Below are 24,221 nucleotides of genomic sequence, written 5' to 3' on the forward strand. Positions count from 1 at the left end.
ACATAGCCTGCCTTCGCAAATTTAATTCTTTAAGCTGTTTGAGGATGGGTGTTAAGAAACACAAATTGGTTGTCGAACATATCTAATTTGATCTTGCTGTCTTTATCAACTTTGCCCGCTAAAATCTCTTTTGACAATTCATTTAAGATACGTTTCTGTATCACTCTTTTTAATGGCCTTGCACCAAACTGTGGATCATATCCCAATTCCGCAAGCCAGTCAAGCGCTTCAATGGAAGCATCAATTTCAATACCCATCTCAGCGAGCGTATGTTGCACCTGTTTGAACTGAAGTTCCACGATATCCCTTACCTCTTTGCGGTTTAAAGGAGTAAACATAATCAGCTCGTCAATACGGTTCAAAAACTCAGGTCTGATAGTTTGCTTTAAAAGTTCAAACAGTTCATTTTTGGTTTTAGCAATTACTTCATCACGGTTTACATCATTCAGGATTTTAAAATTATCCATGATCAGGTGAGAACCGATGTTAGAAGTCATAATGATAATTGTATTCTTAAAGTTAACTACACGGCCTTTGTTATCTGTCAAACGTCCATCATCCAATACCTGTAGTAAAATATTAAATACATCGGGATGTGCTTTTTCGATTTCATCAAGTAAGATGACCGAATAAGGCCTGCGCCGAACTGCTTCGGTCAACTGGCCGCCTTCATCATAGCCAACATATCCCGGAGGCGCTCCAATCAACCGTGAAACCGAATGACGCTCCTGGTACTCACTCATATCTATGCGGGTAAGTGAATTTTCATCATTAAATAAGAACTCCGCTAAAGCTTTCGCTAATTCAGTTTTACCAACACCCGTTGTACCCAGGAAAATGAAGGAGCCAATAGGTTTGCGTTTATCCTGTAAACCGGCACGTGAACGACGTATTGCATCAGAGATGGCTTCAATAGCTTCCTCCTGACCGGCCACACGCTTATGCAATTCATCTTCCAGGTGGAGCAGTTTTTCTCTTTCACTGGAGATCAATTTTGTTACCGGTATACCTGTCCAACGAGCTACCACGCCGGCAATATCTTCTGAAGTAACTTCCTCCTTCAACATACGCCCTTCAGCCTGCTGACCTTCCAACTCCACTTTCAGTTTTTCAACCTTATCCTGTGCTTCTTTGATTTTGCCATAGCGTATTTCGGCCACCTTGCCATAATCGCCGGCACGCTCAGCCTGACCAGCCTCCAATTTATAATTCTCTATCTCCTCCTGGAGATTGTTAATGCCATCGACAACATCCTTCTCACTTTGCCATTTGGCTTTCAACTCATCACGTTCAGCAGAAAGATTGGCGATTTCCTCACCCAGGCTTTTAACTTTTTTCTCGTCATTTTCCCGTTTGATAGCTTCACGTTCAATTTCGAGCTGCATAATTTTTCTGTTCAGTTCATCCACATTTTCAGGGACGCTATCCATTTCCATCCTTAATTTAGATGCCGCCTCGTCCATTAAATCAATTGCTTTATCAGGTAAAAAACGGTCAGAGATATATCGCTGAGACAATTCTACGGCAGCAATGATGGCTTCGTCCTTGATGGTTACCTTATGGTGAGTTTCATAACGTTCTTTTAGTCCGCGGAGAATAGATATAGCATCCTGTGTATCCGGCTCATCGACCAGCACCTTTTGAAAACGGCGTTCCAAAGCTTTGTCCTTTTCCAAATATTTCTGATACTCATCAAGTGTGGTTGCACCAATAGCTCTTAATTCACCTCTTGCCAAGGCTGGCTTAAGGATATTTGCCGCATCCATTGCGCCTTCACCACCGCCTGCACCCACCAGGGTGTGGATCTCATCAATAAATAAAACGATGTCTCCGTCGCTTTGAGTAACTTCTTTAACGACTGCTTTTAAACGTTCCTCAAATTCCCCTTTATATTTCGCTCCAGCAATCAGCGAACCCATGTCAAGAGAATAAACGGTTTTGGTCTTTAAGTTTTCGGGAACATCCCCTTTAATGATACGGAAAGCAATACCTTCAGCAATGGCTGTTTTACCAACGCCAGGTTCTCCGATAAGAATAGGATTGTTTTTTGTCCTTCTGGAAAGAATCTGGATCACCCTTCTGATTTCTTCATCACGGCCAATCACTGGATCCAGTTTCCCAGATTCAGCATATTCATTTAAATTCCTTGCGTATTTATTAAGCGCATTATACGTAGCCTCTGCATTTTGATCAGTAACCCTGTTATCTCCACGCAGCGATGTGATTGCTTTTTTTAAATCTTTTTCAGTAACACCATAATCCTTCAGCGTCTTGGAGGTGTCGTCGTTTACTGCCAGAATTCCCAAAAGGAGGTGTTCCACAGAAACAAATTCATCCTTAAATTCTTTAAGATATGATTGTGCCTTTTGCAACACTGAATTGGTAGTAGATGACAAATAGACATTGCCACCACTTACCTTCGGGAACTTAGCAATCCTTGCATCCAGTTGCTGATTCAGGAGGTTCACATTTACATTCAGTTTCTTAAGTACATAAGAAACCACATTCTCATCAACATTTAAGAGACCTTTGAGCAAGTGCGCTGTCTCGATAGCCTGTTGCTGATTGCCTTGGGCTATTTCGGAAGCCTGTTGAACTGCTTCCTGGGCTTTTATAGTAAAGTTGTTGAAGTTCATACATAGCCAGGCACAAAACAAATGCCATGCAAATTATAACCCGGGTTGCGGTAAATTTGTCTGAAAGTTTTTAACTCGTACGACATATTGGCTGATTAGGATGCATTCTACTGAAAAATTTTCAGGAAATATCTAAAAAATAAAGACTTTTAATACGGGGGGATTGTGCACGATCAATGAGAATCCAGCGAAGTACTTCAAGCGCTTAAAAAAAGACAAAAAAAAATCCCGGAAACGTCCGGGATGAAGCTCAATAAAGAAGCAATATTATTTTAAAATTTCTTTTAGTTTTTCAGTTTGGTGATCCGCCAGTTTTTTTAATGGTCCTGCGGCCATCATTTTCATCATCATATTTAAATCAGCAGAAATGATATGCTTTGCCGTAGTGCCGCCCTGGGCATTAGGTGTAACAGTCCATTTTAATTCAATCTCAAAAGGAGCTTTCTCTGTAGGGATCGCGATCAGTTCCTGATTAGGAATACGGTTTGAGATCTTAATTGCCAATTTAGCCATGTTTTGAATGGTAAAACTCGCTTCATCTTCGGTAGAAGACCAATTGTAAATATTCTCTGGCATCAGTTGCTGGTGATTATTCATATCAGCAAGAAATTTATAGACATCTTCTACAGGCAGGTTTATCTCTGTAGCGCTTTCAATAACAGTCATGTATGTTCTAAGTTAGTTGTTCTTGTTCTTTTCCCCATCCAGAAGGGTCTCTACGCCAGTTGGCCAATAATTCTACATCACTTTGGCCAATAAAACTATGCTCAGCAGCATACTGTATAAGCGTACTGTAATTTGATAAGCTGGAATACCTGCATTTTGCCTGTTTAAAATTCTCTTCTGCCTGGTCAAACCCATAGGTAAAAATGGAAACTAAGCCTGCAACAGAAAGACCTGCTTTTTTTAAAGCATCAACAGCCTGTAAACTGCTCTTTCCAGTGGAAATTAAGTCCTCAACGACTACAACACGTTGACCTTCTACAATCTCACCTTCAATTAAGCTGCCAGTGCCGTGTTCTTTTGCTTTCGCCCGCACATAGGCAAACGGCAAACCCAGCTCTTGCGCTACCAGAACACCCTGAGGTATACCAGCAGTAGCAACACCTGCAATTAAATCCACGGAGCCAAATTCTTCCTGAACCAATTGCGTAAGCTTCTGTCTGATGTATGTTCTAACTGAAGGATGTGACAGTGTAATTCTGTTATCGCAATATATTGGAGATTTCCAACCCGAAGCCCAGGTAAAAGGATTATTAGGTTGTAATTTAATTGCTTTAATTTGTAACAGAAATTCAGCTACCTTTAATTCAATTTCACTTTTATTATACATGATCCAAAAATACAGAATATATATTAACGAGAACACTTTGTTTTTAACAGATATACTGCCCGAGCAAACTACGCAAGTTCAAATGCTTGATTTACAGTCTTTTGATTTCCTAACATTTTATAAAAATTTAGAGAAGGGATCAAAAAATAACTATGTTTTGCTTTCCGAAGACCCCAAAGCCGAACTAAAAAAGATTAAGAAAAAGTGTACAATGATTAAGGCAGCCGGTGGATTGGTTAGGAATGCGAATAATGATTATTTGTTCATTTACAGGAATAAAAAGTGGGATTTACCTAAGGGCAAGGTAGAAAGCGGCGAAAAAATGAAAGAAGCTGCCTTAAGGGAGGTAGAGGAAGAGTGTGGCGTAAAAATATTCAAAAATGGGGAGAAGCTCTGTAAAACCTACCACGTTTATGAGTTAAGCGGCAATATTGTGCTGAAGAAAACAAACTGGTACGATATGAAGGTGAAAGGAAAACCCAAATTGATTCCTCAGAAAGAAGAAGGCATCACCAAAGCAGGCTGGTACAGTAAAAATGACCTCGAGCCGCTGCTTAAAAATACCTATCTCTTGATCTTTGATGTATTGGCCGCAGGGGACCTTATCGAATCGAAACTGCAATAAATTTATAAATTTTAACAAATTATAAACAAGGCCGCGATTAATTGCGGCACCACAAAGAGTTGCCGCTGATCAGAAGCTTTAGCCTACAAAAAGGCTAAAGCTTCCTTAGGTATAAACTTACTGATGTCACCGTTGTTTCGTAAAATATCGCGAACGATCGTAGAACTGATCGCAGAATATTCAGGTTTGCTTAACATAAAGATGGTTTCTACCTCGGGCATCATGGTCTGGTTAATTTGTGATATTGCCCTTTCATATTCAAAGTCACTAACCGACCTGATTCCGCGCACCATATACTGTACGTTAAGCTGTTTGCAAAAATCGATGGTCAATCCTTCATAAAGCTTGACTTCCACATTGTCGTAACCGGCAAAGATGACGCTAACAATTTCCTGCCGTTTTTCTGCCGACAGAAAGCTTTGTTTTGAACTGTTCAATCCAATGCCGATCACAATTTTATCAAACAGGGGCAATGCGCGCTTTAAAATGTCTACATGTGCAATGGTAATAGGATCAAAAGAACCCGGGAATAGCGCAGTTTTCATGTCAGATGTGATTAGGTTTTTCAAAGAAACTAAAAGAAGAATTACCGTATTTCCTGGTTTCTTTATAACCAGGTTGTCCTTCCAATCTTAAATTTGTAGGGTGTTCTACAATTAACACACCGTTATCCGCCAGCAGGTTGTTTTTCATTACCAATTCTGGGATCAATGGAATCGTGGGCATGTCATAAGGCGGATCAGCGAAGATGATCTGGTAAGTTTTCTCATGTTGCTCAAGAAACTTAAATACATCAGCCTTATGCAAATCAATTCCTTGCAAATCGTATTTTTGAATCACCGATTTCACCCAATAAATGCAGCCGGAATGCTTGTCTACCGCCGTAATAGCGGGCAAACCCCTGGAAGCAAATTCGATGCTGATATTGCCCGTGCCGCAGAAAAGATCGAGCACCGCACAATTATCGAAATCATAAGCATTAAACAAAATGTTAAATAGGGCCTCTTTGGCCATGTCTGTAGTCGGTCGTACTGGTAAACTGTCCGGTGCATTTAAACGGATACCCTTAAGCCTTCCTCCAATTATACGCATAGGTCGATGGCTAATAAACTACTGTAATAATAAGCTGGCATATCCTCCAATATCCTGCAATCAATCTCTTTATTTTGAGGTAAGCTGAATTGTATGTTTTTGAAATACTTTTTAAGCGTACGGAAGTTTTGATCATTGTCGTTGATGATCCCGCTGATATAAACAGGTGTCTGTTCGAAATCGATATCAAGTTGTTTAATCAACAGCAGTAGGAAATAATTAAATTCATCACCACTTTCAATTTCAAAAGTATTTTTAAAAATCAGTTTGCTATTTTCTACCTGTATTGCTGTAAAAGAAAGAGCCGTAAAGTCAAACACTAAACCGTTGTCTACATGTGCTGCCAGGTTCAATACTGATTCAGATTGTTCATGTTTACTGGCGGCTTTGAAATGAACATCAAGTTCATCCTCTAAATGTTGCTGCAGGCAGAAGATGGAGGTAAAGTCGAAATCCGGGTTGTTTTTTACGTGTAAAGTCTTGGATGGCGCTTTGGTGAAAAAGTTAATATAGGCGTTCAGGTCTTTGGAATTAAACAATTCGTTGGGAACAGTGACACAATTATCTGTGGAAACCGCTATTTTAACTTCTTTATAGGGATAATTAAGATAGGGATCGTTTTTAATTTTCGTTTTTAAAGTCTGCGTCATATTGCTGCAAGCCTGTTCATCAAAAACGGCTTTAAGGCTTTTACTATCTTGATTTATAATGGCATACGAAAAACTATCGTTTGTAATTTTAAGCAGTAAATTACAATCAGGGGCCATATTAGGATCAAATTCCGGATCAAGGAGCAGAATGCTGTTCTTCATATTCATCTTAGCAAAATTAATTCTTTTTTCTATAACCACACCATCGCATATTTGTAAAATGGATAAAGCAATGATGATCGCTCAATCTTATCCTTTTAACCCTACAGCAGAGCAGTTAGTATTTTGCAGGGAGATGGCCGGATTTTTACAAGGCCCATTGGATGGAAAGTGTTTTATATTAAGGGGCTATGCCGGTACGGGGAAAACAACTTCAGTAGCTGCATTGGTCAAAGCATTACCTGGTTTCAAGCTTAGGACGGTACTATTAGCACCAACGGGACGTGCAGCCAAGGTAATGAGCAGTTATACAGGGAGGATGGCTTTAACCATCCATAAAAAAATCTACCGGAAGCGGGTTGCTGTATCTACAGAATTAACCTTTCAACTGGCACCTAATCTCGCTGAAAACACACTGTTTATCATCGATGAGGCATCTATGATCGCCGATGAGTGGAATCCTCAAACAGGGTCATCCTTTTTAAAGGACCTGATGGAATTTATTTATAACCAAAAAAACTGCGCCGTGCTTTTTGTTGGCGATACGGCACAACTTCCGCCGGTGGGCAGTTTGGATAGTCCTGCTTTAAATAAAAAGTATCTATCGGCAGCATTTCACCTTGATGTTACAGAAGTAGAATTAAAAGAAGTGGTGCGGCAGGAGCAGGAATCGGGGATTTTGGCTAATGCGACCATGTTACGTCAATTAATTAACCATTATGAAGGTAATGATCAGGAAAATAACGAAGGGCCAAAAGTGGAACTGCCACAATTTATCACTGCAGGTTATAAAGATATTTTCCGGATGACGGGCCTGAAGATGGTGGAAGGCCTTGAATATGCTTACCGGAAATTTGATATCGAAAACTGCCTGGTGGTTTGCCGCTCCAATAAATCTGCTAATGTGTATAATCAGCAAATCCGCGCCAGGCTGCTGTATAGGGAAGAAGAATTGACAGGTGGCGATCAGATTATGGTGGTACGCAACAATTATTTCTGGCTGCCCGACAGTGAGGCGACCTCTTTTATTGCCAATGGAGATATGGCTAAAATAACAAGGGTTAGGAATGAGGAGGAGCGCTATGGCTTCAGGTTCAGTGAAGTCCAGATGGAATTTTTAGATTATCCGGAGGCAGGCAGTATTACCTGTAAGGTGATGCTGGATACCCTTCAGTCTGAAACACCAAACCTTTCCTATGAACAAAATAAACAGTTATACGAGGGGTTGAGCCTGGATTACGAGCATATCAAGAACAAAAGAGAGCGATTACTTGCAATTAAGGAAGATCCTTATTATAATGCACTGCAAATAAAGTTTGCCTACGCCGTTACTTGTCACAAAGCACAAGGTGGGCAATGGGATGCCGTTTTTGTGGATCAGGGTTATTTAACTGAAGACATGATAGACCTTGATTTTTTGCGCTGGTTATACACCGCTGTAACAAGGGCAAAAAGAGAATTGTTTCTTGTTAATTTTGCCCAAAATCTATTTACAAGCCCAATGGAGGATATATGAAACTTGGCTTCACCGTTAAAAATAAAATGACAATTGCGATCATGCTGTTCTGCATTATGGCTTGTTCCATCCTCATCCGAGTTTTGGAGGATAAGAATATAAAAGATATGAATATTGCTTTTATATCGATGTATAACGACAGGCTCATACCGGCAACGGACCTGTTTTATTTAGCAGAAAGTGTTTATGCCAAGCGGTATCTATTAGAGGAGGCTTTATACAATACAGATTCAATTACAATCGATCACAGTTACCTGAAAGGCAGATTAGCTTTGGCCAATACAAATATTGATTCCTTGATCAGGAAATACGAACAAACTTTTTTAATTGCACCGGAAAAAAAGCAATTGGATGAATTAAAAATTCAGCTGGCCGATACGCGTAAAATAGAAGATAAAGTGCTTGATTACAGCGACCAGCATCGCATGGAAGCAGCCCGGGGACTGTTCGAAAACCAGGGTAAAACTGCATTTAACGCCGCCAGGCAAAAACTAACTGAACTGACAAAAATCCAGACAGAAGTTGGCCAGGAACTGATCAAAAATTCAGCGTTTGCCGTATCAGGCACCAAAATTTATTCCAGCCTGCAATTAGCCCTGGCAATAGTTATAGGAATTTTAATTGTGGCTATTGTATTTGCCTCCAATGTGGTGAAAATTCCTAACGATAAATTTAATTTGAATTAGTCTTTTGAAGGGGTTCTATTTGATACAAAAGTACGGTAGAGGGCTACAGCAAGGATGATCACACAAACTGGAACTAAGGCCATATAAATTTCACTATCACTCATTACATTTAAGATCGTATTCATAATTTTAATTTTGGATGAAGGTAAATAAAATTGACAAACATTGAAATTATTAGCCTTGAAATTTTCAGTAATCAAGCAAATATGGCGGTTTTTGGGTGTTTTATGACCTTAAATTGAAAGTTTCTTCCGTAACCCACGCCGAGTTCGCAGGGTAGTTCGAAAGGAGGGGGCATGGTGATCAATAAAAAAAGGGGTTGAACTTCCCGGAACACCCCCTTTTTATGATTTATGAGTATCGACATCCGCCGATAGAATATGAAGCAAACTTAAAATATAACCTGACTTAAAAAAATGATACAAATCAGTTCTAATTTTGATTATCATCAATATAAAAATGGTTTATACTTAAAGTAAAACTTATAATGTTTTAGGCTGTTCGTTTCCATTATGGCAAGTACCACAAGAAACAGCTAAAAGTGCTTTGCCATTTTGCAATTCCTGGTCGTGGAAATATTTTTTATTAATCTTTTCTGTCATTCGCATCATTTTCCGTGCAACTTCTTTTTCAGGCTTTGCATCACTTACAAAGTCTAATTTTTTAGGATTATCCGCTTGCGGAGCATGGCAGTGATTGCACTTAACACCCAGGGCGACTTTAAAGCCGTCCATTACCCGGTCAAGTTCCTTCTTACTGGTATGCTTTGGAAGTACTTTGAGGTTTTTGTATATCTTTTCAGGAGGGGGTATGAAAGCGCCTAACAGAAAGACCGTAAACATCAACAATGCAATGGTAATTGTCTTTTTACCAAAAATAAATTTCATAATTATAGTGATTTGTGATCACCAATATAAGAAATAAAATTTCTTTAATTAACAAGTTCTTTTGAGTTCTTAAAAAGATAGCTCTCCATCTTTATCGTTTCATCAATGTTTTCCTGAAGTTTATAAATCAACGTATCTACACCATTATCCATTTCGTTGATCTCTTCAATATAATACTGAACATCATCAGAGAAGATATGAACGTGATAATTTTTAAAATGCCTGTAGGCATTAAAATAAAGCTCACTTACATGTTTGAAAGAATTTAAACATTCTATCATCTCCACGTTCATATGGTAAGCAGTTGAATAAAGTTCTTTTAACTCAGCTATTTTATCGTTATTCCTCATAATGGAAATTTTTAAGTTAATTATTCATACGCTAATATATTAATATTATTGATTAAATGTTAATTGATTTATTTTTTTTTAAATATATTTTTGAACACTATTTTTCCTGATGATTCTACCTTAAATTTTCCAGAAAAGGGCTAAAACAACAAGGAGGTCGCCTTTTATAAAAGACAACCCCCTCAAGGATAATAAGATGATTCTAAAAAAATATTTAAGAAAGTTCTGTCAGCCCGGCGAATTTTCTAAAATCAGCCTCTTCGACATATTGTTTGAAGTTTTGAACGTCCTCACGGATCATCTTTTCAAAAACACCATTGAACAGCGAGGCAAAGCCTCGGCCAACACTTCCTGCAGGTGGGAAGTAGTTAATTTCAATTGTAAGTTCTGTGTCTGTACCATTTAAGGCATCCTTAAATTCTACCTTTCCGGCATTATCTATCATAGAACCTTCAATCGATCGCCAGCCAATGTAATAGCCATCTTCTTCCCGGGTAATTTCTGCATTCCAGCTTAAACCAATGATATTTCCAGGGGTATTGGCCACCCAATGTGATTCAGTTGGGCTAATGGCATCCACCGATTTAAGGTGGGTCATAAACTTAGGCAGGTTAGACAGCTCTCTCCAAAAATTATAGACAGCCGCTCGCGATGCATTGACAGTGATATGCTCAGTAATGTTTATGGCCTGCGGATCGGTGGTATCTTTGCCTAGTTTTTTATAAACCGGACAAACACCTGTTACTCCACGATAGAGGAGAAATCCGGCAGCAGCTGTTCCTATAAGGCCAAGGATAGGGTGTTTAAAGATATTGCCCAGGCCTTTAACAAGCAGATAAGTTCCTGCAACACCAGATAATGCTCTTTCTCCCTGATCAATATTCGGATCTTCATCAATAGTGAAGTCCAGGTTTTGAAGTTTATTTATAATTTCGGTTGATGTTGGTGTGTTCATATTTCGAATAGTTGTTTTTAATTAACAATATTCGAACTATAAAGTTTGCCAGCACTTTGCTGAATTATTATATTTATTTGGCTTCCAGTAATTTATCTATCTTTTTTTCAAACTCCACCTTGTACTTGGTATGGTGTTCTCCTGTGCCCGGTCCAGAAAAATCTGAAGTAATGGAACTCACTTTTCCAGATCTATCTAAAATGATCGTGCTCGGGAACACACTGATTTTAGTTAACTGCGGCAATGTTTTTTCTGTTCTTTGCGGATCGGAAAGTGCTACCGGCGCAATCAATAATGGATATTTGACATTAAATCTTTTTTGAAACTTGCCTAGGCTATTTTTCGATCTTTCCAGGTCTGTAGAATATTCATAGGCAATACCAATAACTTCCACACCGCGATTCTTATTCTTATTGTAATATTCACTTAAAAACTCAGTTTCATCCATGCAGTTGGGGCACCATGAACCCAAAAGCTGTATAATAACAACCTTGTTTTTATATTTCGCATCATTGATGGAAACTTGCTTACCCTTAAGGTCTTTAAAGCTAAAATTCAATGTCCCATCTTCACCATCTTTTAGCCTCAACTCATTATTGTAAGCCAGTTTTGCAGTTTCATCTTTACTGGCTGTCCAATTAGACACCGCAGCATTGCTGCTGTAGATCTGGCCGTTTGATAAGCTGTCGCCGTTAACCCTGGCCGTAAAAACCATGGCATGCACCCCATCAAAAGTAGATAGGAATAACGCATCGCCGGTTACAATACCTGAAAGGTAACGGTAATCACCACTAGGGGTAAGTATAGAGCCGCTCACTTTATTGTCTTGTTGTAAAAACTCACCAATTGCAGCAGTAGCAGGACCTTCTTTTTTTAATAAACTTACAGCCCATTTGCCCTGTACCTGCTGAGTGGCATCACCGTTTACAGCAGCAAAACGGTAAGGGATACGGGCAGATGCTGTAAAAGGCATGACAACATCTTGTTTACTGCCTTTTTTTGTCCAGATGCCAGAAAGGCTGTCCTTGGATACGATCTTTAATTTAAAGGATGATTCAAATAAAGGCATGTTCACAAACAGTGAATCCTTTACCTGGCGTACATCGTCAACAAGCATCCTTTCAGGCTCATTCACCACATACAAAACAGTTTTCCCTTTCAGTTGCTCCACAGCAAGGTTGAATATGATTTTATTCCCGTCTGCACGGTGAAGCGCTGCATTCCAGTTGCCCTTTTGAAGTGATTGCGCAGCTGCACTAAACGTTAGTATCCCAAATATGCCTAGTAATCCTATTTTTTTTAACATGTAAATCCTTTTATTGCTCTTAAAAAGAGTATAGTAAATTGATAGGACAAATATACGTATATTCCTCTACTGTGGTGAATTCATCAAGCGAATCGGCTTCACATCGCCGGCACCTTCCATTTCATAAATTTCAAGACCAAAATAAGGTGCAGCAGCAAGCAGGTGATCAAAGATATCGGCCATGATGTGTTCATAGTCTACCCATTTTGTAGTGCTGGCAAAAACATAAATTTCAAGGGGCAAACCATTTGCAGTAGGGGCAAGGTGCCTGACCATCATGGTCATCTTCTTATTTAGCCCTGAATGATTAGCTACATAATTATCAATATATTTCCTGTATAACCCAGCATTGGTCAAATTCCTTCCGTTAATCAGGAGGCTCTTGTCGGCGCCTATGCGTTCGTTGTTTTTGTCAATGTCTTTTTGTCTGTGGTCTATATAGTTTTTTATCGCTTCAATATGCCTTAGCTTTTCCACCTCCTCGGGCGAAAGAAACTTTATCGTTGATTGTTTAATATAGATAGCCCTTTTAATCCTTCTTCCGCCAAATTCATGCATTCCTCTCCAGTTATGAAATGCTTCTGATATAAGGGAATAAGTGGGGATGGTGGTGATCGTTTTATCAAAATTCTGCACCTTCACTGTCGTCAGGTTAATTTCTATTACGTCGCCATCAGCGCCATATTTATTCATTGTTATCCAATCACCAATGCGCACCATATCATTTGTAGTGACCTGGATACTTGCCACAAAGCCCATGATGGTATCTTTAAACATGAGCAGCAGCACAGCGGAGATGGCACCCATGGCCGTAAAAAAAGCAACCGGCGACTGACCACTCAGAAAAGAGAAGATCATGACGGCACCGATCAGAAATAAAATAATCCTGATGACCTGCAGGTAACTGTCGATCGGTTTCCCCCTAAATGCCACACTGCTGCGCAATGAATTTCCACCTGCTTTTACGACCGACATCACCATCCAGATGATCACAAGAACCATGTAGGCATCAGAAAGTTTATTAAAACCACCGATGAGGTGAGGGAAGCCTTCAAAAACAATTGGAATTGAAGTTTTGATGAGTACGAGAGGAGCGGTTAAAGCAAGGTAATGTGGAAACCGGCTTTCTAAAAGATGCTGAAATATAGGTATTGTGGTCTTACGGCCTACTGTAATCAATATCACCCTGAGGATGCGTCGAACCACATATTGAACAATAAAAATCAAAATGGTTACAATGATCACCAAGGCAAGAAGGTTAACATATTCAGCAACATTTTCTTGTACTCCCCAGCGCATCAATAGTTTATACGTCCATCGGCTAATTGTGTTTACATTTTCTATGCTTTCCATTGAATTCGAAATATTTCAGCTTTAAAGCTATAAGTTTTGAAAAATTAATGCCTGGGGTTTACCGTTGCTGGTTTTGAATTAAATTGGCAACAAGGGCGGTCCAGCCGGTTTGGTGTGATGCACCGAGGCCTTTACCATTATCTCCATTGAAGTATTCGTTAAAAACCAGGTAATCCTTAAAATGCGGATCGTTCTGTAATTTATCATCGTCACCAAAACAGGCGCGTCTGCCATCCTGATCTTGTTTAAATAAGCCGATTAGCCGCTGACTTAATTCCATGGCAATGTCCTTCAGGTGCATGAAATTGCCCGAACCTGTTGGGTGCTCAATGGTGAAGTCTTCACTATAATAATCATGAAAACGCAGTAAACTTTGAATAATCAGGAAATTTACCGGCAGCCAAATCGGTCCGCGCCAGTTACTATTGCCACCAAACATGCCGCTGTCACTTTCTCCAGGCAGGTATTTTACAATCAGCTCTTCTTTGGGTGTAGGATATATAAACGGTTTTTCTTCATATCTTTTGGATAAGCTTCTGATGCCGTACTTGCTTAAAAATTCTGTTTCGTTCAGCATTTTATCGAGGATACGGGTAATGCGGTGCCCCCTCAGGAGACTTAACAGGTGTTTATCGTCGTCACCTTTCTCTGACCAGCGTGAAACAAGGTTGGCCAGGTCAGGTCTGTGTTTTAAAAACCACTGCATCCGGGCAGCAAATTCCGGTAACTTTTTTAAGGTCTCATCCCTGATCACCTCTACAGCAAATAATGGGATTAAACCCACCATGCTCAACAATTTTAATTTAACGGACCGTGTGCTGTCGATCGTCAGCTGATCATAGAAAAATTCATCCTCCTCATCCCAAAGCCCTGTTTTATCATCGCCCATCGTATTTAAAATGGCACCAGCGATATAAAGAAAGTGCTCAAAAAACTTAGTGGCCATCGCTTCATATACCGGGTTGTGCAAGGCAAGTGCCAGGGAAATATGCATCATGTTCAAGGAGTACATGGCCATCCAGCTGGTGGCATCTGCCTGTTCAATGCTCATTCCAGAAGGCAGGGTCATGCTGCGGTCAAAGATCCCGATATTATCCAAACCAAGGAAACCGCCCGTAAAAATATTGTTTTCGTTATGATCTTTTCTGTTTACCCACCAGGTGAAATTGATGAGCAGTTTTTGAAATACAGATTCCAGGAAAACCAAATCGCCCTTGCCGGTATTCCGCTGCTCCATTTTGTAAACTTCCCAGGTTGCCCAGGCGTGAACAGGAGGGTTGGTGTCATCGAAATTAAACTCATAGGCAGGTAACTGGCCATTAGGGTGCATATACCACTCTTTTGTCAATAACGACAACTGCTTTTTTGCAAACTCTGAATCCACCAGGGCCAGACTTACACAATGAAAGGCGAGATCCCAGGCGGCGAACCATGGAAACTCCCATTTGTCGGGCATGGAAATGATATCTCCATTATTAACATGCTTCCAGTTCAGGTTGCGTGATGTGGAATGTCCTTCAGGCGGAGGTGATTCACCGGGATCGCCCTTGAGCCATTCGCTTACATTGTAGCTATAGAACTGTTTATTCCAAAGTAAGCTCGCTAAAGACTGCCTGTGGATCAGCTTTTCATCTTCATCAGGGATCTCCGCTTGTAAAGGCTCATAAAATTCGTCTGTTTCCTTTAAGCGGAGTGCAAAAATCTGGTCAAAATCATCAAAGGGATTACCATGGCAACCTTTACACAACCTGAGTTTAACAACAGCAGCTTGTCCGCCTTCAATAGCAAACTCGCAACGGGCAGCAACTTTTGTACCTGTGTTTGCAGGGTTAACGGTATTGGTTTTATGGTTTACCACATAATTGTTGATGCCATCTTTATAAAAATGACCACCATCATCAAAATTGTGAAGCTTTTTGTCGTTGGTTTCATTTTCTGTAAACAACCATTGCTCAGGATTCTCTGTATATAAAAAGTATTCCCCTAAAGATTTCTGATGAATTTCAAGTTCAGTATCGCTGTTCTTCCTGATCAATGATTCTTTAGTGTGGTTACCAAAAGTCCACTTGTTGCGAAACCAGAGTGTAGGCAAAATTGTGAGGTTTGCCGCTTTATCAGCCCTGTTATGTGCAGTAATCTTGATCAGCAAATCTTCCTGAGATGATTTCGCGTATTCTATAAATATGTCGAAGTATTCATTGTTATCGAAAATCCCCGTATCGAGGAGCTCATATTCCGGCTCCTCCCTGGAACGTTTTTTATTTTCGGAAAGCAATTTTTCGTAAGGAAATGCCTGCTGCGGATATTTGTACAGCATTTTCATATACGAATGGGTAGGGGATGAATCGAGGTAATAAAAAAGTTCTTTTACATCTTCACCGTGGTTTCCTTCCGTATTGGTGAGTCCGAACAAAATTTCTTTAACGATTTTATCCTTACCATTCCAAAACGCAGGTGCAAAACAAAGCAGTTGTTTTTCATCTGAAATACCACCTATACCTTCTTCTCCCCAGCGCCAGGCCTTACTGCGAGCCATTTCATGCGTTGCATAATTCCAGACATCACCGTTTGCACTATAATCTTCACGCACTGTTCCCCATTGCCGGTTAGATACATAAGGACCCCATTTTTTCCAACCTTCAATCTTTAACCGTTTTACTTCTTGATTCATTGATATATTTTATACTATATGATGTTTTTAGGTGAACCACCTGTTTTTCGCTTTACGCGGAACCATGGTTCCAGGTGTCACAATCTTTTAAACATCATTTGTCGAACATCAAACTCATAAATTCATGTCCAAACGCTGAAAGAACCTAGTGATGATTTCATTAATAATTATCTAAATTGTTGCAAAGTTAGCATTACCGAGTCTATATCAACAAATTGATTGAAATGATAAATTAAAATATGGCATTACACACTATTCTAGGTGCAAATGGCACCATCGCAACAGCGCTGCTTCCGGTGCTCAAAGAAAATAATGAAAATATCCGCCTGATTTCCAGAAACCCAAAGCCTGTTCCTGGTACTGAAACCATAGCTGCCGATGTACTCAATTTTAATGAGCTGCTCAATGCGGTGCAAGGGTCTTCTGTGATCTATCTTTTGGTGGGGATTACCTATGACACCAAGCAATGGCGGCGCGAATGGCCTATCATCATGCGCAATGTGATCGCCGCCTGTAAAGAAACCAAGGCCAGGCTTGTCTTTTTTGATAATGTTTATATGTATGGAAAAGTAGATGGGCCGATGACGGAAGAGACGCCTTACAATCCATGTAGTGAAAAAGGAAAGGTTCGCGCTGCAATAGCGGAAATGCTTCAGCAGGAAATGAAGGCAGGCACAATTAAGGCTGTAATTGCCCGTGCTGTTGACTTTTATGGGCCTGGTGTTACGGATAAAAGTGCCGTTAGTGTGATGGTTTTTTCAAGGTTGAAAAAGGGTAAAAGCGCACAGTGGTTTATAAATCCGGATGTACCCCGGGCTTGTAGTTATACGCCTGATGCAGCAAAAGCAGTATACCTGTTGGCTAAAAATGATGCAGCTTTTGGACAGGTGTGGCACTTGCCGACTGCTCAGCCTGCTTTAACCGGCCGACAGTTTATCAGCACGGCCGCGAAGTATATGAATACCTCCGCTAAAGTTACCGTGTTACCAAAATGGCTGCTCAAAATGCTGGGTTGGTTTAATCCTTTTTTAAAGGAGATCATTGAAATGACTTACCAGGATGAATATCCCTTTATTTTTGATGCAACGAAGTTCGAAAAAGCATTTAATTACCAGCCAGTACCTTATGAGCAGGGGATTAAAGAGACCGCAGATTGGTTTTTGAAAGAGGGGTAAAACAGGAAACAGAAAAATCAGGGTTGAGAGAGCGTTTTCAGGGCGTTGGCAGGGGGTTGGTAGGGCATTGGTAGGGCCATTAGCCCTGTCAATGCCCTACCAATGCTTTAGCAAGGCTCTGGAAATCACACTTCGTCATGAACCTATACCAGTAATCAAACTAATTCCATAATTTAGCACCATGCCTGGAAAAATTGTCCTCATCATTATCTTTATATGCGTTGTGATCACGCTGATCATTAAATTGCTCGAAATCTTAGACGGTGATTATACCACTGATAAAATGCTGGTATGCGTCTGGAGTTTGGTTGCCTTGTTTTACTGCATCAAAGCAAATAAGGGGGGAGACGTTCATCAATCATAAAAGTTTCCACCATTTAAATTAATGTTATCTGTATGACCACCTACGAAGAAAAAGCTCATTTAATGTTACAGGACTGGCAGCAGAAGATGCGGAAGAAACCCTCTCTTACCAATCGGTTAGCAAAAGGCATACAAAACAGGATCAATAACATGATACCTGAAAGGGCCCATAAAGTCATCACCACAACGATTGAAAAAATGGTGAAGGCCGTGCTTTTCGGTGCTCAATATACCACTACCGAAACCCTTGCTGCCGATGCCTCCTTTCAATTGAGAGAAAGTTATATCAAACAGCAAATCAGCTTCTATCAAAAAACGGCCACGGTAGAAGGAGCTGTTATCGGAGCAGGAGGTATTTTACTGGGACTTGCGGAGTTTCCCATCCTTATTGGTATTAAAATGAAATTGCTTTTTAATATTGCGAGTTTATATGGCTTCAATATAAAGGATTATAAAGAAAGATTATATATACTTTATATTTTCCAGCTGACCTACTCGAGCCAGCAACGGCGAAATGAGATCTATAATTTATTACAAGACTGGGAAGGTTATAGCCGTTCTCTTCCTCCTCAAGCCGAGGATTTTGACTGGCGTACCTTTCAACAAGAATACCGCGATTATATAGACCTTGCAAAAATGGCCCAACTTATTCCTGTCATCGGATCTGCTGTAGGTGCTGTTGCCAACTATCACCTCATCGCACAGCTGGGTGATACGGCAATGAATTGTTATCGATTGCGGATGTTATAAAAGAACGATTATGAATACAATCATTTTGGAAGGCATGAACGCCTTGCACGAGGAAATGAAAGTTTGGATGAATCACCTGCACCAGTATCCTGAACTGGCCTTGCAGGAAACAGAAACTGCCAAATTTATTGCAGAAAAAGTAAAATCCTTTGGTTTTGATGTCGTCGAAAATGTTGGTAAAACCGGTATCGTAGCTTCTTTGTCATTGGGCGAAAGTAAGAAATCAATTGGGCTGCGTGCTGATTTTGATGCACTTCCGATTCAGGAGGTAAACGACCTTCCTTATAAAAGCAAGGTAACGGGGAAATCACATCTCTGCGGCCATGATGGGCATACCGCCATGCTCTTGGCTGCTGGAAAATATTTGTCGCAAACTAAAAATTTCAACGGAACGGTACGCCTCATTTTCCAGCCTGCGGAGGAAACCATGGAAGGCGGCCCGGCGATGATTCAGGATGGCTTGTTTGAGAGATTCCCGGTAGATGCTGTTTATGGGATGCACAATATGCCCGGCTTGGAAAAAGGTAAATTTTATTTTCGCGAAGGTGAAATGATGGCCGCCGTAGATAACTGGGAAATTGAATTGACCGGCAAGGGAAGTCATGGCTCCATGCCTGAACTGGGGATCGATCCCATTGTTTGCGGCTCTTCGCTGGTGATGGCCTTACAAACCATTGTGTCGCGGAATGTATCGCCCTGGCAAAACTCGGTGATTACCGTCGGCGCATTTCTTTCTGGCAATGTGGGCAATGCTGTTCCTCAAAATGCCATCCTGCGGTTAAGTATCCGTAATATGGATCCTGAACTGCGTGAAAGGTTTTAAATAAAGTTCGTTCCATGGTTAAAGCACAAGCTGAGGCATTTAATTGTGCCTTCGAAATCAGGGAAGGTATTCCGGGTGCCGTGTTAGTAAACACTCCTGAAAATACGCAATGGGCTGCAGCGGTGGCCAGCGGTGTTTTTGGGGAGGAGAAAGTTGTTTATCCGGGGCAACCTTACATGGGCAGTGAAGATTTTGCTTTTATGCTGCAAAGGAAGCAAGGGAGTTATTGCATACTTGGCAATGGCGAGGGTTTTATGGTTCATCACCCGGAGTACGTTTTTAATCAGGATGTTTTGCCAGTAGGGGCGGCTTATTGGGTAGGGTTGGCGGAGGAATATTTGAGGTAGGTTATCCTAGAATTGTATTTTAAACAGCCTGCTTTGTTGTATTAACTTTATACACGGCTATGTAGTTTGTCATGGAGCAAGTGATGAAGACTTTTAAAGTTATATGGAAGTATAACGCGTTATGCTAAAATTAAAATAACATAAGAGTATAACAATAACCACCAAAATTCAAAGCCATATAGACTTAGGATCGAAATCTTCCTTCCAGAATTTAAAATCAAACATATTAAAACAAAATAAATTTTCGATAGCTTGTACGAATGTAGTTATATCTTAGCCTTTATGATGCAAGTTTTTTAGCGGATAACTGGGTAGTGTTTCATGTCAAGGGGATTAATTACCGATTAGTTATAAAATAATTTTGCTTGCCAAATGATTGAGTGTGCTTTATAGATGCCTATGCAGTGGTAAATAGATTTAACTAAAATTTGAATCATGAATATTAAGCCAATAAAAACGGAACAAGATTATCATGAAGCATTGAATCGTCTTGAATTGATATTTGATGCTGAATATGGCTCTCTGGAAGGCGATGAACTGGAGGTTTTAGGTGTTTTAATAGAGGACTATGAAGCCCAATATTATAAATTAGGGTTATCCTCATCATGTTGAAGCTATAAAGTTTAAACTGGAGCAACTGGGTTATAATTAGAGGTTGCCTAAAGTCACTAGTACATCAGGTAACCACACAATTGCTCTTTAAAAAGCTCCCCAAAAAATATAAGAGGAGGTTTAATCATGACAACCTTTGTATCATAATAATTAGCCTGCTAGTTGGATTTTTAGCTGGCATATGCCTATGGCAAACAGTAGCGCCAATGGTTGATAGCTTTCTGAGCCTTCGATTAATTACGTAGCGGAGAATAATTGAATGAGTCCTGTCAGTATAAGTTTTGGCTTTATAAAGAGTAACTTTGAGTAGAATTTTCATTGGCGACTTAATTTTTTTACCACAGGTGTCTGCTACGGGGCTGCAATTGGCAGTTTAAAGTAGTTTAGATGTGAAAAAAAGTAAGCAATACTCATTAAAACAACCAACGGCTAAGATTTTTTACAAACCTTAGCCGTCCTGCTCCCTAGTAGTGGACTAAGAGGGAGCACAGTCAAACAATTAATACCTATCTTAACTTTTTTTAAGTTCAGAAATCACTTAATTCCTGTGTCTCTAACAAAAATAAACTTGAGGCTAGAACAGATTTTGCTCATAAACACTTGCTTTCAATTCTCTGATAAAAGCCCTTAAACGTTTTCTTCAGTTTGTTCAAGTAACTCGATACCTATGCTTTTAAGTAGTGATTCAAATTGATCTAAGTCCTTTTCTTTTATTCGGTCTAAGACGAAAGTTGCCACTTTTTTCATTTCTGGAACATCCACTGGAATCATACTCCGCTCAAAAATCCCTTCGAGATGAGAGTACTCATTATTAATCCGCTCAGTCATTGAGGACGCTTGCCTATTATCTCCAAAGAACCTATACAGTTTATCATCATGTTCCGCTGCATTGGGGTACTTATAGAATAAGAACGACTCAAGAAACTTGCGAGCATTGTTGGCAAAGTTGTAATATACGACATGCTGATCATCATCATCTGTATCCGCATTTGCGCAAATATAGATTTGGTGAAAAAGGTAATTGAACTCTGTCACATAATCCTTAAGATACTTTGGCATCAGCTTGATTTTGCTTTTATCACCCTCCCTCACGGTCATAAAGTATCTGCTCTGATTTTTGTTTAAGGCGCCTGGAAGACGCTTTAGATATTTAAGGAAGTCTAGATTATGCGTTGAAATAAATAGCTGTTCAAATTCTTGACTGGTGACAATCTCTGAGTTGATTAAGCTATATATAAAAAATATATGGTTACCATCCAGGCTGGAAATAGGGTCGTCAATCCAGATGATTGGCTTTTGACCTTTCGTTTCTACATCCTCTAGCTTAGCCATGAAATAGCAAAATGCGATCAAGCTACATTCTCCTTCACTTAGGTGATGTGCTTTATTCCCGTTTCTGACGATCTCAAATCTGATCTTCTTGCCATTGGTAATTGAATCAGCTTCCTCTATCGCTTTAAGAGTTAGGAAGTCATGTCCGAAGTAATTATTCAGGTATTCATTTACCTTCAGTGCGCCCTTTTCCTCATCGTTCATTAATCGCTGCCTACTTTCAATAAGGCTGATCTGGTCCTTGATCTTATTTGCGACCATTTTTCCAGCCTCCTCTTTGCCATTAAGTTCCTTCTGCAGGAAAACAATATTTTTCACCTCCTCTTCATATTGTATGGTCGTCACAAAGCCATGAACCTCCTTTAATCTTAGCGATGTTTTGGCACTTGCCTGATCGCTGCCCAGCTTGCCAGTATAGGCATTGGATTGGCTTCGTATAGTCTCATAAAAATCGAATGTCTTTACCAGTCGTGCAGAGACATTAAATGGCGTTGCAAATGTGCCAACATTAATGATATCATCAGCCCTTGACACAAGCTGCACACGTAACTGCTCAAGGGATTCTTTATATTGTCCAAGGATATGTTCCCTTGCCACACGCAAGCGATTAAGATCCGGGTGAAACCTAGAAAAAAAGGCGTTATTGTCAAAAGACAGGAAATCTGAAAACAATATGACTTCCGCCTCCACTTTCGCTAAGAGGGATGCAATACCGCTGCTTAATTTCTCCGACTCCTCATCAAAGTGACTTTCCAGTGCCGACCATCTTTCCTCGGTAATCTTGTTCCCACAAAAGGCGCAATCCTCAGGCTTATGTTCATGAAGCGTCTTTCCATCCTTTACCCATTTGTTCAGCATTGAATTTCTAACTAGCTCCTCAATCTTTCCAGACGCTGTAAGAGACTTGGTCACTAATAGTTCGGCTTCGGCGCTCAGCTCCGAGAGGGAGAAGTTTGGTCTTGATATTGCTATAATATTTGGGTTGGGTTTTTCGTTCAATAGCCTCAATAAGGCTTGTTGCTCTTCATCTGTGATTGGTTCAAAGCCGTCTGCCAGCGTTAAGTCGATATCAGCTTCGAGCTTTGCCTTATTGTAATTTTGGTCACCAAATCTTTCCGGCTTGTACTTTATACCAGTCTCCCTGCTAGTTGCCTTTTGCGTCAGCTTGCTATCTAACTGCCTGCTGACGGTTTCATGCGTAGTTTTTGCAATCCTGTAGATTTCCCTCGCATTCTTGCGCTCCAGATAAAAACCGGTTGGAGTTTCATCATGCTCGAGCCCAAGTTCAATGCTGAGATTCTCAATCTCCTCCTCCAAGGCAGCATTACCGCCCAAAATTGCGAAAGGAACAATATTCTCATCTGCATTCGAGATGAACCTTAGGTTTTCTTTCACGAAATCCTCATTGAAAACTCGTACTTTCTTGGTGTGGGCAGACAGGTTAGTCTGAGTTACATCTGATAAGTCCTTTATGCAGACGGTAAATTCGGGGTCCTCATATTTATCCGAGATTTCTCCGAGTTCCAGAGCGCGAACTATCCGCGACAGGGTGGTCTTTCCAGAATAATTCCTGCCATAAAAGATGTTGATGGGACTGAACTCTACAATTGCACCTTTATCATCCCTTATAATTGCATCCCAGTCAAAATTCTGGAATACGGCTAGGTTCTTAATGTGCTTGAATTTTTTTATAGACATAGTTTACGTTAATTTATCATGTTTTAAAAAGAGAAGGTAAATTACTATCCCACCAATTCACCTTAGTCTTAGGATTGGACTGCTTGCTAACTTTAAACTTTATTGGTCTTTCCTGTAGGTGAGAGATCACGCCGACTTTGCGTCCTGGTTATGTAATCTTTCGCGTATCCATTACAATGTTGAGCATGGTTGGATCTGGCTTTGTGCAAGTCCGCATGTAGGGATTATTATGATATTGGCGAGTTTTATGCGGACCGGATTTGGCCAACTTATCTTGAAAAAGGATAAAAGTGACTAGGTCGTTATCAACTTGGTAGAAAAATGTTGGGTGGAAAATGATGAGAGACGTTATTATCATATTAGACTAGTGTGATTTGGTTATCTGCTAATGTAATGAATTATTATAATACGACATTAAACAGCCTGCCCTGGGTCTTTCTTTATTCTATTCATTACTCATGTAAAATACTGGAAGTTTTGTTGATAGGTTTACGGTTTACCGTAATCATTTAATAGCTAGATTATTTTTAGAAGAGTCGCCTCGTCAACAACTTAAAGTTTAGTCTTTTGTTATATTGCTGTCAGTTAGGGATTAGTTTTATCCCAAAATTAGCGTCGTGAACTGAAAATTATGGACAGACCAGGTATCTCTGATGGGGTGCCTGGTTTTTATTTAATGAATTGTAACTTAAAGTGCAAATCTTAAAGCCATGAAAATAGTTTACCTTAAGTGCCGGAAAGATCCTAAGCCAAAAAAGAAAAGCCAAAAGGAGGTAGAGCTCGAAATGGCGCGGCGGTGGATGGAAAGAAAAAAGCTAAAAATGCAAAGAAAGCCTTAAAGTTCTTTGCTCACGAGATAGAAGAAATAAAAAAGATTGACCCAAATTTTAAATTGTAACGCT

Annotated in this window: 23 protein-coding genes; 9 read left to right on the plus strand and 14 right to left on the minus strand. The window is 40.0% G+C overall.

What is annotated here, in order from left to right; genetic code table 11:
* Nucleotides 1-29: 29 nt before the first annotated feature.
* From clpB to pyrE, 3 genes are all read right to left on the minus strand, one after another.
* A complete protein-coding gene (clpB, locus tag WG905_RS11370) occupies nucleotides 30-2,636 on the minus strand; it encodes an ATP-dependent chaperone ClpB (protein ID WP_339591843.1) in 2,607 nt (868 codons plus the stop codon).
* Between the two features lie 267 nt (nucleotides 2,637-2,903).
* Nucleotides 2,904-3,302 carry an SRPBCC family protein gene (locus tag WG905_RS11375; RefSeq protein ID WP_339591844.1) on the minus strand — a complete coding sequence of 133 codons (399 nt, stop codon included), beginning with the start codon at nucleotides 3,300-3,302 and terminating at the stop codon, nucleotides 2,904-2,906.
* A 7-nt stretch (nucleotides 3,303-3,309) separates the two neighbouring features.
* On the minus strand, nucleotides 3,310-3,969 hold the full coding sequence (gene pyrE / locus WG905_RS11380) for an orotate phosphoribosyltransferase (RefSeq protein WP_339591845.1): 660 nt from the start codon (nucleotides 3,967-3,969) through the stop codon (nucleotides 3,310-3,312).
* Between the two features lie 211 nt (nucleotides 3,970-4,180).
* Here pyrE and WG905_RS11385 point away from each other — a divergent pair, with 211 nt between their 5' ends.
* Complete coding sequence (locus WG905_RS11385; protein ID WP_339591846.1) at nucleotides 4,181-4,594, plus strand: NUDIX hydrolase; 414 nt, start codon at nucleotides 4,181-4,183, stop codon at nucleotides 4,592-4,594.
* A gap of 83 nt (nucleotides 4,595-4,677) precedes the next feature.
* On the opposite strand, the gene coaD is transcribed toward WG905_RS11385, so the two are convergent.
* The 3 genes from coaD to WG905_RS11400 are packed head-to-tail and all read right to left on the minus strand — an operon-like array spanning nucleotide 4,678 to nucleotide 6,504.
* Nucleotides 4,678-5,139 (minus strand): pantetheine-phosphate adenylyltransferase, encoded by a 462-nt coding sequence (gene coaD, locus WG905_RS11390; protein WP_339591847.1) that lies wholly within the window; start codon nucleotides 5,137-5,139, stop codon nucleotides 4,678-4,680.
* Between the two features lies 1 nt (nucleotide 5,140).
* Nucleotides 5,141-5,686 (minus strand): RsmD family RNA methyltransferase, encoded by a 546-nt coding sequence (locus WG905_RS11395; RefSeq protein WP_339591848.1) that lies wholly within the window; start codon nucleotides 5,684-5,686, stop codon nucleotides 5,141-5,143.
* Nucleotides 5,677-6,504: a DUF3822 family protein gene (locus WG905_RS11400; RefSeq protein ID WP_339591849.1), complete on the minus strand. Its 828-nt coding sequence runs from the start codon at nucleotides 6,502-6,504 to the stop codon at nucleotides 5,677-5,679. Before WG905_RS11400 ends, WG905_RS11395 begins: the two co-directional genes overlap by 10 nt.
* Before the next feature lie 52 nt (nucleotides 6,505-6,556).
* Here WG905_RS11400 and WG905_RS11405 point away from each other — a divergent pair, with 52 nt between their 5' ends.
* The gene (locus WG905_RS11405; protein ID WP_339591850.1) at nucleotides 6,557-8,011 is read left to right on the plus strand and encodes an ATP-dependent DNA helicase; all 1,455 of its coding nucleotides are present in this window, start codon (nucleotides 6,557-6,559) and stop codon (nucleotides 8,009-8,011) included.
* Nucleotides 8,008-8,697 (plus strand): MCP four helix bundle domain-containing protein, encoded by a 690-nt coding sequence (locus WG905_RS11410; protein ID WP_339591851.1) that lies wholly within the window; start codon nucleotides 8,008-8,010, stop codon nucleotides 8,695-8,697. The genes WG905_RS11405 and WG905_RS11410 overlap by 4 nt, the downstream gene beginning before the upstream one ends.
* On the opposite strand, the gene WG905_RS11415 is transcribed toward WG905_RS11410, so the two are convergent.
* The 7 genes from WG905_RS11415 to WG905_RS11445 form a co-directional block, all read right to left on the minus strand.
* Nucleotides 8,694-8,822 (minus strand): hypothetical protein, encoded by a 129-nt coding sequence (locus WG905_RS11415; RefSeq protein WP_339591852.1) that lies wholly within the window; start codon nucleotides 8,820-8,822, stop codon nucleotides 8,694-8,696. The genes WG905_RS11410 and WG905_RS11415 overlap by 4 nt on opposite strands.
* A 357-nt stretch (nucleotides 8,823-9,179) precedes the next feature.
* Entirely contained in the window at nucleotides 9,180-9,584 is a 405-nt protein-coding gene (locus tag WG905_RS11420; RefSeq protein WP_339591853.1) for a c-type cytochrome, read from the minus strand.
* 44 nt (nucleotides 9,585-9,628) lie between these two features.
* Nucleotides 9,629-9,934, minus strand: a complete 306-nt coding sequence (locus WG905_RS11425) for a hypothetical protein (RefSeq protein WP_339591854.1) — start codon at nucleotides 9,932-9,934, stop codon at nucleotides 9,629-9,631.
* A 214-nt stretch (nucleotides 9,935-10,148) separates the two neighbouring features.
* Nucleotides 10,149-10,889: an SRPBCC family protein gene (locus WG905_RS11430; protein ID WP_339591855.1), complete on the minus strand. Its 741-nt coding sequence runs from the start codon at nucleotides 10,887-10,889 to the stop codon at nucleotides 10,149-10,151.
* 73 nt (nucleotides 10,890-10,962) lie between these two features.
* On the minus strand, nucleotides 10,963-12,195 hold the full coding sequence (locus WG905_RS11435; protein WP_339591856.1) for a peroxiredoxin family protein: 1,233 nt from the start codon (nucleotides 12,193-12,195) through the stop codon (nucleotides 10,963-10,965).
* Nucleotides 12,196-12,261: 66 nt separating this feature from the next.
* On the minus strand, nucleotides 12,262-13,548 hold the full coding sequence (locus tag WG905_RS11440) for a mechanosensitive ion channel family protein (protein WP_339591857.1): 1,287 nt from the start codon (nucleotides 13,546-13,548) through the stop codon (nucleotides 12,262-12,264).
* A gap of 58 nt (nucleotides 13,549-13,606) precedes the next feature.
* The gene (locus WG905_RS11445; protein ID WP_339591858.1) at nucleotides 13,607-16,219 is read right to left on the minus strand and encodes an MGH1-like glycoside hydrolase domain-containing protein; all 2,613 of its coding nucleotides are present in this window, start codon (nucleotides 16,217-16,219) and stop codon (nucleotides 13,607-13,609) included.
* Nucleotides 16,220-16,458: 239 nt separating this feature from the next.
* On the opposite strand from WG905_RS11445, the gene WG905_RS11450 reads away from it, so the two are divergent.
* The 6 genes from WG905_RS11450 (at nucleotide 16,459) to WG905_RS11475 (ending at nucleotide 20,289) form a co-directional block, all read left to right on the plus strand.
* Nucleotides 16,459-17,394, plus strand: a complete 936-nt coding sequence (locus WG905_RS11450) for an NAD-dependent epimerase/dehydratase family protein (protein ID WP_339591859.1) — start codon at nucleotides 16,459-16,461, stop codon at nucleotides 17,392-17,394.
* A 181-nt stretch (nucleotides 17,395-17,575) separates the two neighbouring features.
* Complete coding sequence (locus WG905_RS11455; protein ID WP_339591860.1) at nucleotides 17,576-17,758, plus strand: hypothetical protein; 183 nt, start codon at nucleotides 17,576-17,578, stop codon at nucleotides 17,756-17,758.
* Nucleotides 17,759-17,790: 32 nt separating this feature from the next.
* Entirely contained in the window at nucleotides 17,791-18,507 is a 717-nt protein-coding gene (locus WG905_RS11460) for an EcsC family protein (protein ID WP_339591861.1), read from the plus strand.
* Between the two features lie 10 nt (nucleotides 18,508-18,517).
* Entirely contained in the window at nucleotides 18,518-19,330 is an 813-nt protein-coding gene (locus tag WG905_RS11465) for an amidohydrolase (protein WP_339591862.1), read from the plus strand.
* A 14-nt stretch (nucleotides 19,331-19,344) separates the two neighbouring features.
* Entirely contained in the window at nucleotides 19,345-19,677 is a 333-nt protein-coding gene (locus WG905_RS11470) for a M20/M25/M40 family metallo-hydrolase (RefSeq protein WP_339591863.1), read from the plus strand.
* A 435-nt stretch (nucleotides 19,678-20,112) separates the two neighbouring features.
* A complete protein-coding gene (locus WG905_RS11475; protein ID WP_339591864.1) occupies nucleotides 20,113-20,289 on the plus strand; it encodes a hypothetical protein in 177 nt (58 codons plus the stop codon).
* Between the two features lie 627 nt (nucleotides 20,290-20,916).
* Here WG905_RS11475 and WG905_RS11480 read toward each other — a convergent pair.
* On the minus strand, nucleotides 20,917-23,319 hold the full coding sequence (locus WG905_RS11480) for an AAA family ATPase (RefSeq protein WP_339591865.1): 2,403 nt from the start codon (nucleotides 23,317-23,319) through the stop codon (nucleotides 20,917-20,919).
* Nucleotides 23,320-24,221 lie beyond the last annotated feature (902 nt).

The sequence above is a fragment of the Pedobacter immunditicola genome (assembly GCF_037482985.1).
Taxonomy (GTDB): Bacteria; Bacteroidota; Bacteroidia; order Sphingobacteriales; family Sphingobacteriaceae; genus Pedobacter; species Pedobacter immunditicola.